This is a genomic window from Streptomyces sp. S186, from assembly GCF_051603415.1.
GTDB lineage: Bacteria > Actinomycetota > Actinomycetes > Streptomycetales > Streptomycetaceae > Streptomyces.
The window spans coordinates 2,070,815-2,089,236 of the sequence record NZ_CP193932.1 but is presented as its reverse complement, the minus strand read 5'-3'; the positions used below and the strand labels follow the sequence as shown (position 1 = coordinate 2,089,236).

General features: G+C 73.0%; 1 protein-coding gene. It reads left to right on the top strand.

Annotated elements, in window-relative coordinates; all coding sequences use genetic code 11:
* Positions 1–54: 54 nt before the first annotated feature.
* Positions 55–18,240 carry a non-ribosomal peptide synthase/polyketide synthase gene (locus ACRAS8_RS08810; protein WP_438485389.1) on the top strand — a complete coding sequence of 6,062 codons (18,186 nt, stop codon included), beginning with the start codon at positions 55–57 and terminating at the stop codon, positions 18,238–18,240.
* Positions 18,241–18,422: the final 182 nt, after the last annotated feature.

Here is an 18,422-nt window from a genome sequence, read left to right as displayed (position 1 = left end):
TTCGTTCTTCGTCCGTCTGAATTTTTTGTTTCTATGCGTGGGGGAGTGGTTCGGGTGCTGGAGTCGTGGGCTTCGCAGGGTGGCGGCTTCGGAGGTGTGGTCCTTCCCGAGGCGTTCGGCGCATGGGTGGTGAACACCCCGGACGCGCTCGCCGTGGTGTGTGACGGCGAGCGGGTGACGTACGCGGAGTTGGACGCCCGGGCCAACCGGCTCGCGCACGCCCTGCTGGACATGGGCGTCGGCTCCGGCGACCGGGTCGGCATCTGCCTCGACCGCGGTGTCCGGCCCGTCGAGGCCCTGCTCGGTGTGCTCAAGGCCGGCGCCGCCGCCCTGCCGCTCGACCCCGCATACCCGAGTGAGCGGCTGGAGTTCATGGTCGCCGACTCCGGCGCGGCCGTGGTGCTCGCCGAGGCCGCCACCGCCGACGTCGCGGCCGCCACCGGCGGCCGTGTGGTGCGCTGGGAGGAGCTCGGCCTCGGAGGCCGCCCCGCCACCGCCCCGGCGGCCGCCGTGTTCCCGCAGAGCCCCGCCTATGTCTTCTACACGTCCGGTTCCACCGGCCGCCCCAAGGGAGTTGTCCTTCCGCACGAGGGATTCGTTCGCGTCGCGCGCGACCCCCACTTCGACATCCGCGCCGCCGATGTCGTCTCGCAGCTGAGCACGCTGTCGTTCGACGCGGGTGCGCTGGAGATCTGGAACGCGCTGCTGAACGGCGCGGCTCTGGCGGTGTCCGTGGAGCGGATGCTGTCGGTGGACGAACTGGGCGCTTTCGTGCGTGCTCATGGTGTGAGCGTGCTGTGGCTGACGGCGGGCTTGTTCCACGAGGTGGTGGACGCGGACGTCCATGTCTTCGACGGTGTGCGGGTGGTGATGTCGGGTGGTGACGCGCTGTCGCCGCGGCATTGCCGGAAGGTGCTGGCGGAGGTTCCGGGCGTCCGGCTGGTCAACGCCTATGGTCCGACCGAGGTGTCGATCACTGCTTCCTCGCAGGTGATCGACGGTCCGGTGCTGCTCGGTGGCCCGGCTCCCGACACCCGGCTGTGGGTGCTCGACGGCCGCCTGAAGCCGGTCGGCCAGGGCGTCGAGGGTGAGTTGTATGTCTCGGGTGTCGGTCTGGCGCATGGGTATGGCGGTCGTGCGGGGTTGACGGCGGGGCGTTTTGTGGCGGCGCCGGATGGTTCCGGTGAGCGGATGTACCGCACGGGTGATGTGGTGCGGTGGGCGTCGGAGGGTGTGCTGGAGTTCGTCGGGCGTGCCGACGACCAGGTGAAGGTCCGTGGCTTCCGGGTGGAGTTGGGTGAGGTCGAGGAGGCGCTGGCCGCGCACCCGGACGTCTCGCGGGCCGTCGCCGTGGTCCGCACGGACGCGCGCGGCACCAAGCGGCTCGTCGCCTACGCGGTCGGCGGCGGCCTGCGACCGCGGCAGCTGGCCGACTTCCTCGCCAACTCCCTGCCCGCGTACATGGTTCCCACGGCCTTCGTCGTCATGGACGCGCTGCCGTTGACGGCGAACGGGAAGGTGGACCGGCGGGCGCTGCCGGAGCCGGATCTGTCGCGGCTGAGCGACGCGGAGTACGTCGCGCCGCGCACCCCGGCGGAGCAGGCCGTTGTCGCGGTTTTCGCCGAAGTGCTGGGTGTGGAGCGGGTCGGTGTTCACGATGACTTCTTCCGGATGGGCGGTGATTCCATCCGTGCGGTGCAGGCGGTGTCGCGTCTGCGGCGTGCGGGGCTGGAGATCCCGGTCCGGGAGCTGTTCGACCATCCCACCGCCGAAACCCTCGCCGCCCGCGCGGCCGACGCGGCTCCCTCCGGCGCGCCCGCTCCGGCACCGCGCCGCACCGAGCTGCCCGTGTCCCTCCCGCTGTCGTTCGCCCAGGCCCGCGTCTGGTTCGCCGCCGAGATCGACCCCGAGGGCACCGAGTACAACACCGGTGGCGCCGCCCGTATCCAGGGCTCGCTGGACGTACCCGCCCTCGAAGCCGCGCTCAACGCCCTCGTCGCCCGGCACGAGTCGCTGCGCACCACCTTCGACACCGTCGACGGCCAGGGCGTCCAGATCATCCACCCGCCCGCCCCCGTCACACTGACCGTGGCCGACTGCGCGCCCGAGGACGTCGAGCGCACCGTCCGTGCCCACCACGGCGCCCCCTTCGACCTGCGCACCGGGCCGCTGCTGCGCCCGCTGCTGCTGCGGACCGCCCCCGACGAGCACCTGCTCGTCCTGTCGATGCACCACATCGTCACCGACGGCTGGTCCATGGGCGTCCTGCTGCGCGAGCTCGGCGAGTTCTGCGCGGGCCGCACCCCGGAGGAACTGCCGCTCCAGTACGCCGACTACGCGGTCTGGCAGCGCGAGAACCTCACCCCGCAGGCCCTGGACGAGAACCTGGCGTACTGGCGGGGCCAGCTGGCCGGCGCGCCGGTCCTCGACCTGCCCACCGACCGCCCCCGCCCCGCCGTCCGCACCTCCAACGGTGCCACGCACCGGTTCGCCGTCCCGGCCGACGTGCTGGACCGTTTCCTCCGCATGTGCGAGGAGCAGGGCGTCACCCTCTTCATGGGTCTCGTCGCCGCCGTTCAGCTGGTGCTGGCCCGGCACAGCGGTCAGCAGGACGTCGTCGTCGGCACCGCCGACTCCGGCCGCGCCCACTGGGAGCTGGAGAACCAGGTCGGCTTCTTCGTCAACACCCTGGCCCTGCGTACGCGCATCGACGAGTCCGCGACGGGCGCCGAGCTCCTCGCCGCCGTCCGTGGCACGGTCCTGGACGCCTTCGCCCACGCCGAGGTGCCCTTCGAGCGCGTCGTGGACGCCGTCGTCACCGAGCGCGACCCCAGCCGCACGCCGCTCGTCCAGGCCATGACGGTGCTCCAGAGCATGCCCGGCGGCCTCGGCGACGCCGGTGGCCTGCGCTGGACCGAGCACCCCCTGGACATCGACTCCGCCCAGTTCGACGTGCTGATCGCCTTCGAGGAGCACGACGGCGGGCTCGGCGGCCTGGTCAACTACAACTCCGACCTCTTCGACGCCGCCACCGCCGACCGGATCGCCGCCCACGTGCTGATGGTCCTGACCGAGTGGGCCGCGCCCGGGGCCGTGACCCGTCCCGTCGCGGGGGCCGTACCCACGCTGACCGAGGCCGAACGGACCCGGATCCTCGACGAGTGGAACGCGCCCGGCGCGGAGCCGGCCGGTGTCCTCACCCTGGCGGAGATCTTCTCCGCCCAGCTCGCCCGCGACCAGCGGCAGACCGCCGTCGTCGAAGGCGAACTCACCCTCACCTACGCCGAGCTGGGCGCCGAGGCCGACCGGCTCGCCGGGGCCCTGCGCGCCCACGGCATCGGTACCGACGTCGTGGTCGGCGTCTGCCTGCCGCGCGGCGTGCGCTGGCTCACCGCCCTGCTCGCGGTCGCCAAGGCCGGTGGCGTGTACGTACCGCTGGATCCCCAGTACCCCGCCGACCGGCTCGCCTTCATGGCCGCCGACGCGGACATGGCGCTGATCCTCACCGACACCGACACCCTGGACCGGGTACCGGACAGTGGTGTGTCCGTGCTGCGCGTGGACGGTGAACTCCCCTGTGCAGAAGGGGAGATGGGGCAGGCCGCCGCGCCCACGCCGGACGCCGGCGCCTACATGATCTACACCTCGGGCTCGACCGGCCGCCCCAAGGGCGTCCTCGTCCCGCACCGTGGCCTGGCCGCCATGGCCGCCGCGCACCAGGAGGCGCTCGGCCTGACCGCCGGTTCCCGTCTCCTCCAGGCCGTCTCGCCCAACTTCGACGTGGCCATGGCCGACGTGCTCTCCGCCTGGTACGCCGGTGCCACCCTCGTGCTTCCGTCGTCCGGGCCGCTCGCCGGTGAGGCTCTGGGCCAGGTGCTGCGCGAGCAGCGCATCACCCACCTGGAGATGCCCCCCGCCGCCCTGCAGAGCGTCCCCGACATGGAACTCCCCGATCTGCGCGGCCTGTTGGTCGGCGGCGAGGCCATGTCGGCGGAGTTCCTCTCCCGCTGGGCGCCGGGCCGGACCCTGCGCAACGTCTACGGCCCCACCGAGACCACGGTGACGGTCACCGCAGGCGATCCGGTGCGTGACTTCGGCGCCGACGGTGTCCCCATCGGCCGCCCGGTCGCGGGCGCGCGGCTGTACGTCCTCGACGCGCGCCTGCGCCCGGTCCCGGCCGGAGTCGCGGGCGAGCTGTACATCGCCGGTCCCGGCGTGGCGCGCGGCTACGCGGGGCGCTTCGGCCTGACGGCGGAGCGCTTCGTGGCGTCACCGTTCGGTGGTCCGGGCGAGCGGATGTACCGCTCGGGCGATGTGGTGCGGTGGCTGCCGGACGGGCAGTTGGAGTTCGTGGGCCGTGCCGACCTTCAGGTGAAGGTGCGGGGTTTCCGCATCGAGATCGGTGAGATCGAGGCGGCGCTGGCGGCGCATCCGGACGTGGTGCAGGCCGTGGTGACGGTGCGTGAGGTGCGGCCGGGTGTGAAGCGGCTGGTGGGCTATGTGGTCGGGGAGCGTGTCGACCATGGTGGTCTGCGGGAGTTCGTGGCGAAGTCGCTGCCGGACTACATGGTTCCCGCGGCGTTCGTGGTGGTGGGCACGTTCCCGCTGACCGCGAACGGCAAGGTGGACCGCCGTGCCCTGCCCGAGCCCGACCTGAGCGCCGCCGCGGCGCAGCACGCGTACCTTGCCCCGCGCACCGAGGCGGAACGCGTGGTCGCCGACGTCTGGGCCCAGGTGCTGGGCGTCGAGCGGGTGGGTATCCGTGACAACTTCTTCGAGCTGGGCGGCGATTCGATCCTGAGCATCCAGGTCGTCTCGCGGCTCCGGCGCGCGGGATGGGTGGTCTCGCCGCAGGACGTGCTCGTCCGCCAGACGGTCGCCGGGGTCGCGGCGGTCGCCCGCGAGGCCGAGACGGACTTCGGCGATGCCCCTGCCGAGACGGTCGCGGGCCCGGTCGTGTTGTCCCCCGTCCAGGAATGGTTCCTGCGCACGCATCCGGTGGCGCCGGATCACTTCGGTATGTCGATGCGGGTGGAGATCGCCGAGGGTGTGGATCGGGAGGTGTTGTCCCGGGCCGTGTCGACGGTGCTGTCGCACCATGAGGGCCTGTGGGTGCGGTACGAGAAGGCCGCCGGCGGCTGGCGGCAGCGCGCCGGCGAGCCGGGCACGGTCGTGGTCGAGCGTGCGGCGGATGTCGGCGGTGTGGTGCAGGAGGGTTTCCGGCTGGAGGGCGGCCCGCTGGTGCGGGTGGTGCTCTCCGACGACGAACTGCTGATCGCTGTGCATCACATGGTGGTGGACGGTGTCTCGTGGCGAATCCTGCTGGAGGACATCGCCGTCGCCTACCGCCGGCTGGCCGCTGGTGAAGAGGTCGCCCTGGACGGGACGACGCTGTCCTTCCCGGCCTGGACGGCGAAGCTGGCCGCGCATGACTTCTCCGACCAAGTGCCCTACTGGAGCGAGGTCGTTGCCGGTGTGGAGCCGTTGTCGGAGGTTCCGGCGGGGGTGAACACGGTCGGCTCGGCCGAGATCGTGTCCGCGTCGCTCTCCGTTGAGGAGACCGAGGCCCTGCTGCAGCAGGTGCCGGCCGTCTTCCGTACCCAGGTCAACGACATCCTTCTCGCCGCGCTCGGCCGCGTGCTGGGCGAGTGGTCCGGCCGTGACCGCGTCGTGGTCGACATGGAGGGCCACGGCCGTGAGGAGGCCGTGATCGGTGCGGATGTGTCGCGTACGGTCGGCTGGTTCACGTCCATCTACCCCGTCGCGCTGGGTGCGAGTGCGGACTGGCGTGACCAGATCCGTGCGACGAAGGAGATGCTGCGGGCCGTCCCGGACCGGGGCATCGGCTTCGGTGCGCTGCGGTTCCTGCACGGTGCCGAGCTCGCCGATCCGGCGCAGGTCAGCTTCAACTACCTCGGGCGCTACGGCGCCGAGGGCGACCCGGACGTGTTCGCCGGGATGCTGCCCGTCACCGGCGACCACGCCCCCGCCGAGGAGCGCCCGTACCTCCTGGACGTGGTCTCCCGTGTCCAGGACGGCGCCCTCCACGTGGATCTCCACTACTCCGGCGCCGTCTACGACACCGCGCGGATGCGCGCGCTGGCCGGGCGCTACCGTGACGCGCTGCGCGAGGCGGTGGCGTACTGCCTGGCCGAGGGCACGGGCGGGCGGACCCCGTCCGACTTCCCGCTCGTCTCCTGGGACCAGGCCACCGTCGACCGCGTGCTCGGCACCGGTGAGCACATCGCCGACGTGTACCCGCTGTCGCCCATGCAGCAGGGCATGCTGTTCCACTCCGTCGAGGCCGGTGGCGGTGACGCCGCCTACGTCGAGCAGATGTCGTTCGTCCTGGAGGGCGTGGCCGACGTCGACCGCCTCGCCGCTGCCTGGCAGGAGACGGTCAACGCCTCCGACGCCCTGCGCGTCTCCGTGGTGTGGGAGACCGTCGACGAGCCTGCCGCCCTCGTCCACGAGCGGGTCGACGTGCCCGTTCACATGGCGGACTGGAGCGGTCTCGACGAGCAGCAGTGCGCGGCCGCGCTCGAAGAGCGGCGGGTGGCCGACCGGGCCGGCATCTCGCTGGACACCGCCCCGCTGATGCGCATTTCCCTCGCTCGCCTCGGCGGTGACCGGGCGCAGGTGGTCCTCACGTTCCACCACGTCCTGCTCGACGGCTGGAGCACCCCGCTGCTGCTGGAGGACCTGTTCACCCGTTACCCCGGCGGCACCCCGGAGGTCCGCCGCCCGTACCGGGACTACCTGGAGTGGCTGGCCGCCCGTGACACGGAAGCCGGCCTGGAGCACTGGCGCACCGTCCTGACCGGCTTCGACACCCCCGTGCCGCTGCCCGCCGACCGGACGGCCACGCCCGGCCACCAGACCTGGGCCACCCGGCACCTCCAGGTCGAGCTGCCCGGCTCGCTGGCGACCGACGTGGCGGACTTCGCGCGGCGTCACCGGCTGACCGTCAACGCGGTCGTCCAGGGTGCCTGGGCGCTGCTGCTGTCCGCGCACTCCGGCCGGAACGACATCGTCTTCGGCGCCACCACCTCCGGACGCCCGGCCGACCTGGCCGAGGCGGAGGGCATGCTGGGCCTGTTCATCAACACCGTTCCGGTGCGTACGGTCCTCGACCCGGCCGCGTCGGTGGTGGAGTGGCTCCAGCGGCTCCAGGCCGAGCAGTGGGAGTCCCGCGCCCACGAGTACCTGTCGCTCAGCCAGGTCAACACGGTCACCGAAGTGCCGTCCGGCACGGCCCTGTTCGACTCGCTGCTCGTCTTCGAGAACTACCCCGTCGACGAGGACATGGGCGGCCGCCACGGGCTCCGCGTCCGCGACACCTACGGCGAGGGCGGCAGCAGCTACCCGCTGTCCCTGACCGCGTACACCGGCGGCCGTCTCGTCGGGGACGCCGACCCCGGTGTGGCGCTGCGCATGTCGTACGACCCGCACCTCTTCTCGGACATCGCGGCCCGGGGCATCGCGGGCCGCCTCGCCGCCCTGCTCCGCTCCCTCCTCGACGAGCCGCGGCTCGCCCGGATCCCGCTGCTGACCGCCGACGAGTCCGTGACCCTCACCGGGGAGTGGAACGCCACGGACACGCACTGCCCGCCGCGCCTGCTGCCCGAACTCCTCGGCGCCCAGGCCGCGTCGACGCCCGATGCGCCCGCCGTCATCACCGAGGACACCACCCTCACCTACCGGGAGCTCGACGAGCGGGCCAACCGCCTCGCCCACCTCCTCCGGCGGCGCGGCGTGGGCGCCGACACCGTCGTCGCGGTCAGCCTGCCCCGCGGCGTCGACCTCGTCGTCAGCCTGCTCGCGGTCGTGAAGGCCGGCGGCGCGTACGTCCCCGTGGACCCCGAGTACCCGGACGACCGGATCGCGTACATGCTGAGCGACTCCGGGGCCCGGCTGCTGATCGCGGACCCGGCCGGTGCGGCGGCGCACGAGGGCGTCGAGGTCCTCGCCCCCGGCACCCCGGAGGCCGGCGCGCAGCCCGCCACGGCCCCGCGCCTGGACACGCTCGTGCAGCACGCGGCATACCTGATCTACACCTCGGGTTCCACCGGCCGCCCCAAGGGCGTCCTGGTCTCGCACGCGGCGATCTCCAACCGCCTGCTGTGGATGCAGTCCGTGTATCCCCTGACCGGTGCGGACCGGGTGCTCCAGAAGACCTCGTCGAGCTTCGACGTCGCCGTGTGGGAGTTCTTCGGCCCCCTCATCGCGGGCGCGGCCCTGGTGCTGCCCCGCCCCGACGGGCACCGCGACCCGCACTACATGGCCGGGATGATCCGCGACCACGGCGTGACGACCGTCCACTTCGTGCCGTCCATGCTCCGCGCCCTCGTCGCCGAGCCCGCCACCCGCGTCTGCACGAGCCTGCGCACCGTGTTCAGCGGCGGCGAGATGCTCCAGGGCACCCTGCGCGACCAGATCCGCGAGGTGCTGCCGCAGGCGAAGCTCTACAACCTGTACGGCCCCGCGGAGGCGGCCGTCGACGTCACCTCCCACCCGGCCGAGCCGGACACCGCGACCGTGCCGATCGGCCGCCCCGTCTGGAACACCCGCCTGTACGTCCTGGACCCGTGGCTGCGCCCGGTGCCGGAGGGCGTCCCCGGCGAGCTGTACGTCACCGGCGTGCAGCTGGCGCGCGGTTACGCGGGCAAGTCCGCGCTGACGGCGGGCCGGTTCGTGGCCTCGCCGTTCGGCGGCCCGGGCGAGCGCATGTACCGCACGGGCGACGTGGTGCGCTGGCTGCCCGGCGGCGTCATCGAGTTCGCCGGCCGCGCCGACGACCAGGTCAAGGTCCGCGGCTTCCGTATCGAACTCGGCGAGGTCGAGCGGGCGCTGGCGAGCCACCCCGAGGTCGGCCAGGCCGTCGTCGTCGCGCGGGAGGACCAGCCGGGCGTGAAGCGTCTGGTCGGCTACGTCGTGGCCAAGGACGTGACGTCGGCCGACCTGCGGGAGCACGTGGGCCGCTCGCTGCCCGAGTACATGGTCCCGGCGATCTGCGTCGTCCTCGACGCCCTGCCGGTCACCGCGAACGGCAAGGTCGACCGGCGTGCCCTGCCCGAGCCCGACCTGGGCGCGCTCCTCCGGGACTACGTCGCTCCGCGCACCGAGACGGAGCGTGTGGTCGCCGACGTGTGGGCGCAGGTCCTGGGTGTCGAGCGGGTGGGAGTGCGGGACAACTTCTTTGAGCTGGGCGGTGATTCGATTCTGAGTATTCAGGTCGTGTCGCGGTTGCGGCGTGCGGGTCTTGTGGTGTCGCCGCAGGATGTGCTGGTGCGGCAGACGGTGGCGGGTGTGGCTGCTGCCGCGCGTGCGGCCGGTGCGGTGGACGCGGGGCCGGTGGTGACGGGTCCTGTGGTGTTGTCTCCGGTTCAGGAGTGGTTTGTTCGGACGCATCCGGTGGCGCCGGATCACTTCGGTATGTCGATGCGGGTGGAGATCGCTGAGGGTGTGGACCGGGACGTGCTGTCTCGGGCTGTGTCGGTGGTGTTGTCGCATCACGAGGGTTTGTGGGTGCGGTTCGAGGAGACGGCTGAGGGCTGGCGGCAGTGTGCCGGCGAGCCGGGCACGGTTGTGGTGGAGCGTGCGGCGGATGTCGGCGGTGTGGTGCAGGAGGGTTTCCGGCTGGAGGGTGGCCCGTTGGTGCGGGTGGTGCTTTCCGAGGACGAGCTGCTGATCGCTGTGCATCACATGGTGGTGGACGGTGTCTCGTGGCGGATTCTGCTGGAGGACATCGCTGTTGCCTATCGCCAGATGGCCGCGGGTGAAGAAGTGGTCCTGGACGGGACGACGCTGTCCTTCCCGGCGTGGACGGCGAAGTTGGCCGCGCACGACTTCTCCGACCAAGTGCCGTACTGGAGCGAGGTCGTTGCCGGTGCGGAGCCGTTGCTGGAGGTTCCGGCGGGCGTGAACACCGTCGGTTCCGCCGGGATCGTGTCCGCGTCGCTGTCGGTGGCGGAGACCGAGGCGCTGCTCCAGCAGGTGCCGGCCGTCTTCCGTACCCAGGTCAACGACATCCTTCTCGCCGCGCTCGGCCGCGTGCTGGGGGAGTGGTCCGGCCGCGATCGCGTGGTCGTGGACCTGGAGGGCCACGGCCGTGAGGAGGCCGTGATCGGTGCGGATGTGTCGCGTACGGTCGGCTGGTTCACGTCGATCTACCCGGTGGCGCTCGGTGCGAGTGCGGACTGGCGTGAGCAGATCCGTGCGACGAAGGAGATGCTGCGGGCCGTGCCGGACCGGGGTATTGGTTTCGGTGCCCTGCGGTATCTGCACGGTGCCGAGCTCGCCGATCCGGCGCAGGTCAGCTTCAACTACCTCGGCCGTTTCGACGCGGGTGGCCAGCCGGACGTGTTCGCCGGGCTGCTGCCCGCCGACGACGACCGCAGCTCCCGCGAGGAGCGCCCGCACGCCCTCGACATCGTCGGCCGCGTCGTGGACGGCGAACTGGAGATCATGCTCCAGTACTCGACCGCGCTGCACACCGCCGAGGCCATGACGGCGCTGGCCGGGCGCTACCGTGACGCGCTCCGCGAGGCCGTGGCGTACTGCCTGAGCGAGGGCACGGGCGGGCGGACCCCGTCCGACTTCCCCCTGGTCTCGTGGGACCAGGCCACCGTCGACCGCGTGATCGGCACCGGCGAGCACATCACCGACGTCCACCCGCTGTCGCCCATGCAGCAGGGCATGCTCTTCCACACCCTCGAAGCCGGTGACGGGGACGCGGCGTACGTCGAGCAGATGTCCTTCGTCCTCGAAGGCGCCTCCGACGTCGACCGCCTCGCCACCGCCTGGCAGGAGGCCGTCAACGCCTCCGACGCGCTGCGCGTGTCCGTCTCCTGGGAGACGGTCGACGAGCCCGCGGCCCTGGTGCACGAGCGGGTCGACGTGCCCGTGCACACGGCGGACTGGAGTGATCTCGACGAGGAGCAGCGTGCCGCCGCGCTCGACGAGCGGCGTGCGGCGGACCGGGCCGGCATCTCGCTGGACGCCGCCCCGCTGACCCGCGTCTCCCTCGCCGGCCTCGGCGGCGACCGGATCCAGGTCGTGTGGACCTTCCACCACCTCCTCCTGGACGGCTGGAGCACGCCGCGCCTGCTGGAGGACGTCTTCACCCGCTACTCGGGCGGTGCCCCGGAGGTCCGCCGCCCGTACCGGGACTACCTGGAGTGGCTGGCCGCCCGCGACACGGAGGCCGGTCTGGAGCACTGGCGTACCGTCCTGGCGGGCTTCGACACCCCCGTGTCGCTGCCCACCGACCGGTCCGTCACCGCGGAGACCTGGGCGGCACGCGGCCACGACGTCGTCGTCGACCCCGAAGTGGCCACCCGCGTCGGCGAGTTCGCACGGCGCCACCGGCTCACCGTCAACGCGGTGATCCAGGGCGCCTGGGCCCTGCTGCTGTCCGCCCACTCCGGCCAGAACGACATCGTCTTCGGCGCCACCACCTCCGGACGCCCGGCGGACCTCGCCGACGCCGACTCCGTCATCGGCCTGTTCATCAACACCATCCCCGTGCGCACGGTCCTCGACCCGGCGACGCCGGTGGTGGAGTGGCTCCAGCGGCTCCAGGCCGAGCAGTGGGACTCCCGTGCCCACGAGTACCTGTCGCTCAGCCAGATCAACGCGGTCACCGAAGTGCCCTCCGGCACATCCCTGTTCGACTCGCTGGTCGTCTTCGAGAACTACCCCGTCGACGACGAGCTCGCGGCACGCCACGGCCTGACCGTCACCGGCACCGAGGGCGGCCTCGCCACCAACTACCCGCTCACCCTGAGCGCGTACGCCGGACGGCACCTGGTCGCGATGGGTGGCACGGCCGCCGAGATCGCGCTGCGCATCACCTACCGCCCCGAGCTCTTCGACGACTCCACCGTCGAGGTCCTGGCGGGCCACCTGGCCGCCATCCTGGACGCGCTCACCGAGGCCCCCGACCGGCCGCTGTCCGCGCTGCCCCGGCTCAGCCCGGCGGAACACGACGAGCCGGCCGCCTGGACCGAGGCCCGCCCGGCGGACCCGGGCACCAGCTTCCTGGACCTCTTCCAGGCGCGGGTCGCGGAGCGGCCCGAGGCGCCCGCCGTCCAGCACGGCGGCAAGGTCCTCGGCTACGCCGAGCTGGACGCCCGCGCGGACCGGCTCGCCGCCGTGCTCGCCGCCCGCGGCGCCGGGCCCGAGACGCGGATCGGCATCTCCATGTCGCGCACCACCGACCTGGTCGTGGCCGTCCTGGCCGTCCTCAAGGCCGGCGGCGCGTACGTGCCGCTGGACCCGCACTATCCCGCGGACCGGCTGCGCTACATGGCCGCCGACTCCGGCATCTCACTGGTGCTCACCGAGCGCGCCCTCGCCGGCCGGCTCCCGTTCACGGGCGAGGCCGAACTCCTCGCCGTGGACGAACTCCCGCAGGGCGACGGCCGGTTCGGCAGCGACACGTCCCCGGCGTCCCGTCCGCAGGCGCCGCGGGCCGCCGCCGCGTACGTGATCTACACCTCCGGCTCCACCGGCCGTCCCAAGGGCGTGGTGGTGTCCCACGAGGCCATGTCCTCCCTGGTGCAGTGGGCCGTCTCGCTCGGCGAGGACGTGTTCGCCCGGACCTGCTTCGCCACCTCGCTCAACTTCGACGTGTCCGTCTTCGAACTCTTCGGCACTCTTGCCGCGGGCGGTGTCGTCGAGGTGATGCGGGACGTCCTGGAGCTGGCGGAGCGGCCGGGCGGCTGGTCCGGCAGCCTGATCTCGGCAGTGCCGTCCGCGCTCGGCGCGGTCCTCACCGACGACGGCCTCGACGTCACGGCCGGGCACGTGGTGCTCGCCGGCGAGGCGTTCCCGGCGGCTCTGTACGACCGGATCGGCGCGGTCGCGCCCGACGCGGTGATCGCGAACATCTACGGCCCCACCGAGGCCACGGTCTACGCCACCGGCTGGTTCTCCGACGCCGAACAGGCCCCCGACGGCGGCTCCGTGCCCATCGGGCGCCCGGTCGCCGGTAAGTCCCTGCGCGTCCTCGACCCGTGGCTGCGGCCTGTCCCGGCGGGCGTCTGGGGCGAGCTGTACATCGGCGGGCAGGGCGTGGCCCGCGGCTACCACGACCGGGCCGCGCTGACCGCCGAGCGGTTCGTCGCCGACCCCGCCGTCCCCGGCGCGCGCCTCTACCGCACCGGCGACGTGGTGCGCCGGCGGGCCGACGGCGTACTCGACTACGCCGGGCGCAGCGACGACCAGGTCAAGATCCGCGGCTTCCGCATCGAACTCGCCGAGATCGAGGCCGCCTTGACCCGGCAGCCCGGCGTGGCACAGGCCGCCGTGATCGCCCGCGAGGACCAGCCCGGCGTGAAGCGGCTCGCCGCCTACGCCGTCCCGGCCACCGGCGCCGCCCTCGACCCGGACGCCCTCCGGGCCGGGCTCGCCGGGGCACTGCCCGAGTACATGGTCCCCGCGACGCTGACCGTGCTGGACGCCCTGCCGCTGAACGCCAACGGCAAGCTGGACCGGCGGGCCCTGCCCGCACCGGACCTGTCGGCCCTGGGCCAGGCGTACACCGCGCCCCGCACGCCGGGGGAGGCGCTGGTCGCCGAGGTCTTCGGCGCGGTGCTCGGCCTGGACCGGGTCGGTGCCCTGGACGACTTCTTCGAGCTGGGCGGCGACTCCATCCTGAGCATCCAGGTGGTGTCGCGCCTGCGCCGGGCCGGTGCGGAGATCTCCGTCCGGCAGCTGTTCGACCACCCCACGGCCGCGGCACTGGCCCCGCTCACCGGCACGTCCGGCACGGCGGACGCCCTCACCCGCGTTCCCCGGGACGGCGGCGCCCTGCCGCTGTCCTCGCCGCAGGCGCGCATGTGGTTCGCTGCCGAGCACGACACGGCCAGCGTCGAGTACAACTCCGGCCGGGCCCTCCGGCTGCGCGGGCCGCTCGACACCGAGGCGCTGCGCGGGGCGCTGGACGCCCTGGTGGCCCGGCACGAGTCGCTGCGCACGACCTTCGACACCGTCGACGGGCAGGGCGTCCAGATCGTCCACCCGCCCGCCCCGCTCGGCCTGCCGGTGCTGGACTGCCCGGCCGGCGGCGATGCGCTCGACGCGCTCGTCCACCAACTGCTCGGCGAGCCCTTCGACCTGCGCACCGGTCCGCTGTTGCGCCCCACGCTGATCCGCGTGGGCGAGGAGGAGCACGTACTCGTCCTGTCGATGCACCACATCGTCATGGACGGCTGGTCCCTCGGGGTCATCCGGCGCGAGCTGGGTGAGCTGTACGCGGGCCGTACGCCGGCGGAACTCCCCGTCCAGTACGCGGATTACGCGGTGTGGCAGCGGGAGAGGCTGACGGCGCAGGCGCTGGAGGACGGTCTGGGGTACTGGCGGGAGCAGCTCGCCGACGCTCCGGTGCTGGAGCTGCCGACCGACCGGCCGCGTCCGGCCGAGCGCACCACGCGGGGTGCGAGTCATCAGACGGTGGTTCCCGCCGACCTCGTGGCGCGTTTCACGGAGGTCTGCCAGGCGCAGGGCGCCACGCTGTTCATGGGGCTGACGGCGGCCGCGCAGCTGCTGCTGTCCCGTTACAGCGGTCAGCAGGACGTGGTGCTCGGCACCGTCACGGCCGGGCGCGACCGCGCCGAACTCCAGGACGTCGTCGGGTTCTTCATCAACACCCTGGCCCTGCGCACCCGCATCGACGAGCGCGCGACCACCGACGACCTGCTGACCGCCGTACGCGGCACGGTCCTGGACGCCTTCGCCCACGCCGAGGTGCCCTTCGACCGCGTCGTCGACGCCGTCGTCACCGAACGCGACCCCGGCCGCAACCCGCTCGTCCAGGCGGCGATCAGCTACGAGAAGCTCTCCGGCGCGCCCGCCGGGCCGGCGGCCGGCGGCCTGGACTGGCAGGACCACGCCCTGAAGTCCACCACGGCGCAGTTCGACCTCACCCTCGACTTCGGCGAGGTCGGCGGGGAACTGCTCAGCAACATCGTCTACAACACGGACCTGTTCGACGAGTCCACCGTCCGCCGCCTCTCCGCGCACCTGCTGCAGATCCTCGGCGCGATGGCCGCCGCCCCGCGGACCCCGCTGCGCGCCATGCCCCGGCTCACCGGCGCCGAGCGCGCCGAGATCCTGGGCGGCTGGAGCGACGGCGCCGAGGGCCCCGCCGGCCGGGTGCTCACCGAGGTCTTCGCGGAGCAGGTGGCCCGTACCCCCGACGCGGTCGCCGTGGTGTGCGAGGACGAGCGGCTCACGTACGCGGAGCTGGACGTCCGGGCGAACCGGCTCGCCCACGCCCTGCGCGCCCACGGGGTCGGCGCGGAGGTCCGGGTCGGTGTGTGCCTGCCCCGCGGCACCGCCCCGCTCGTCGCGCTGCTGGCCGTGCTCAAGGCGGGCGGCATCGTCGTGCCGCTCGACCCCGAATACCCGGCGGACCGGCTGGCGTTCATGATGAGCGACTCCGGGCTCCAGGTGCTGCTGGCCACCGGCGACAGCCGGCAGGCCGTGGCGGAGGCACCCGTGCCCGTCCTCCTCCTGGAGGAGCTGGCCGAGGCCGCGGACCCGGCCCACGACGCCCCGCCGCGGGTGGCGCTGGTCCCGCAGAACGGCGCGTACGTCTTCTACACCTCCGGCTCCACCGGCCGCCCCAAGGGCATCGTGGTGCCGCACGCCGGCGTCCTGCGCGTGGCGCGCGACCCGCGCCTCGCCTTCACCGCCGACGACGTGATCAGCCAGACCGCGACGCTGTCCTTCGACGCGAGCGCGCTGGAGATCTGGAGCGCCTTCACCAACGGGGCCACCCTCGTGGTCTCCACGGCCCGGGTGCTCTCCGTCGAGGAGCTGGGCAGCCTGGTACGCGCCCACGGCGTGACCGTGCTGTGGGTCACCACCGGCCTCTTCCACGAGGTCGTCGACGCCGACGTGCGGATGCTGCGCGGCCTGCGCATGGTGATGACCGGCGGCGACGTGCTCTCGCCCCGGCACTTCCAGCGGGTCCTCGACGAGGCCCCGGAGGTCCGGCTGGTGGCCGCCTACGGGCCCACCGAGACGACCATCTTCGCCACCGTCCACCTGGTCGACTGGGCGGAGCAGAAGCCGGCCGTGCCCATCGGCACGCCGCTCGGCCGGACCCGCGCGTACGTCCTGGACGCCTGGCTGCGGCCGGTGCCGGCCGGGGTCGCGGGCGAGCTGTACCTGGCCGGCGAGTGCGTGACCCGCGGCTACGCCGGGCACCCCGCGCTCACCGCGGGCCGCTACGTGGCCAGCCCGTACGTTCCGGGCGGCCGCATGTACCGCACCGGCGACGTGGTCCGCTGGCTGCCCGACGGGCAGCTGGACTTCGTGGGCCGCGCCGACAACCAGGTCAAGGTCCGCGGCTTCCGCATCGAGCCCGGCGAGATCGAGATCGCGCTGTCGTCCCACCCGGACGTCGCCCAGGCCGTCGTCGTGGTCCGCGAGATCACCCCCGGCACCAAGCGCCTGGTCGCCTACGCCGCGGGCACCGGCCTGGACCAGGCGGCGCTGCGCGCCCACGCGGCCGCGACGCTGCCGGACTACATGATGCCGACGGCCTTCGTCGTCCTCGACGCCCTGCCGCTCAACGCGAACGGCAAGGTGGACCGCAAGGCGCTGCCCGCACCCGACCCGCAGACCCCGGCCGGCAGCGCGTACACGGCGCCGCGCAACCCGCGCGAACGGCTCCTCGCCGAGGTGTGGGCGGCCGTCCTGGGCGTCCCCCAGGTCGGCGTGCACGACAACTTCTTCGAGCTCGGCGGCGATTCCATCCTCACCATCCAGGTGGTCTCGCGGGCCCGCGAGGCGGGCCTGACGATCTCGCCGAAGCAGCTGTTCAAGGCGCCGACGGTGGCCGGGCTCGCGGAGCTGGTCACCGAGGCCGACGGGCCGGACGCCAGGGAAGCGGCGGGGGCGGCACGCACGGAGCCGGTCACCGGCGACGTACCGCTCAGCCCCATCCAGCACTGGTTCTTCGACACCTTCACGGCGCCGGAGCACCTGACGATGGCCACCTTCGTCGAGCTGGGGTCCGGCACGGTGGACCTGCCCGCCCTGGAGACGGCGTTCGCCGCGCTGCTCCACCACCACGACGCCCTGCGCATGCGGTACGTCCGGGTACCCGGTGGGACCGGCGCCGGCGGCTGGCGCCAGCACAACCCGCCCGCCGAGACCGGCCCGGTGCTCGCCCGCCACGATCTGTCGCAAGCGGCCGACCCCGAGGCGGAGACCGGCCGGCTGATCGCCGAGGCCCAGGGCGGCCTCAGCCCGGAGCACGGGCCGATGATCAGGGCCCTGCTCCTGGAGTACGGCGACGGGCGCCGCCCGCGGCTCTTCGTCACCGTCCACCACCTGGTCGTCGACGGCGTCTCCTGGCGCGTCCTGCTCTCCGACCTGGCCACCGCCTACGGCCAGGCCGCGGCCGGCCGCCCGGTCGACCTCGGGGACCGGACGACGTCGTTCCGCGACTGGACCCGGGCGCTCGCCGCGCACACCGCGTCGGGCGCGCTCGACGCCGAGATCCCGTACTGGAACGCGCTCGCCGAAGGAGACGACGGGCGGCTGCCCGTCGACCTCGACGGCGCCAACCTGGACCGGCACCGCGCGACCGCCCATGCGGCGCTCGACGCGGAGACCACCCGCAGGCTCCTCCAGGAGGTCCCCGGCCGCTACCGCACCCAGATCAACGACGTGCTGCTGTCGGCCCTCGGCCGGACGCTCACCGCGTGGTCCGGCGAGCAGAGCGTGCTGGTCAACCTGGAGGGCCACGGACGCGAGGAGATCGTCGAGGGCGTGGACCTCTCCCGCACCGTCGGCTGGTTCACCACCCAGTTCCCCGTCCGCCTGACGGCCCCCGGCGACACCGCATGGCGGCCGCAGATCAACCAGGTCAAGCGCGCCCTGCGGGCCGTGCCGCAGCGCGGCATCGGCTACGGGCTGCTCCGGCACCTCCGGGGCGCTCTCACGGAGGGGCCCGATCCGCAGGTCAGCTTCAACTACCTCGGCCAGTACGACACCTCCGAGGCCGGCGACGGCTTCTACGGCGCGCCCGTCCCGTACGACGTGCCCACGGCTCCGGCCACGGACCGCCGCCACCACCTGCTGGACATCGTGGCGGTCGTCTCCGGGGGCCGCCTGGAGGTCCAGGTGATGTACGCGACGGACACCTATCGCCCCGCCACGGTGACGGCGCTCGCCGAGCGGTTCACCGCGGCCCTGACGGAGATCGTCACCGCGGGCTGAGACCGCCGGGACCGCTGTGACCTCGGTCGGACCGGTCGGTGATCCCGACCGGTCCGACCGGCAATTTGGCCGTGCCTTTAGCGCGTTGTGCCGATCGCCGCGCCGGTGGTCTTCTCGATGCTCGATTACTGCTGGGTTCAGTTTCTATGCGTGGGGGAGTGGTCCGGGTGCCCGGTTTCGGT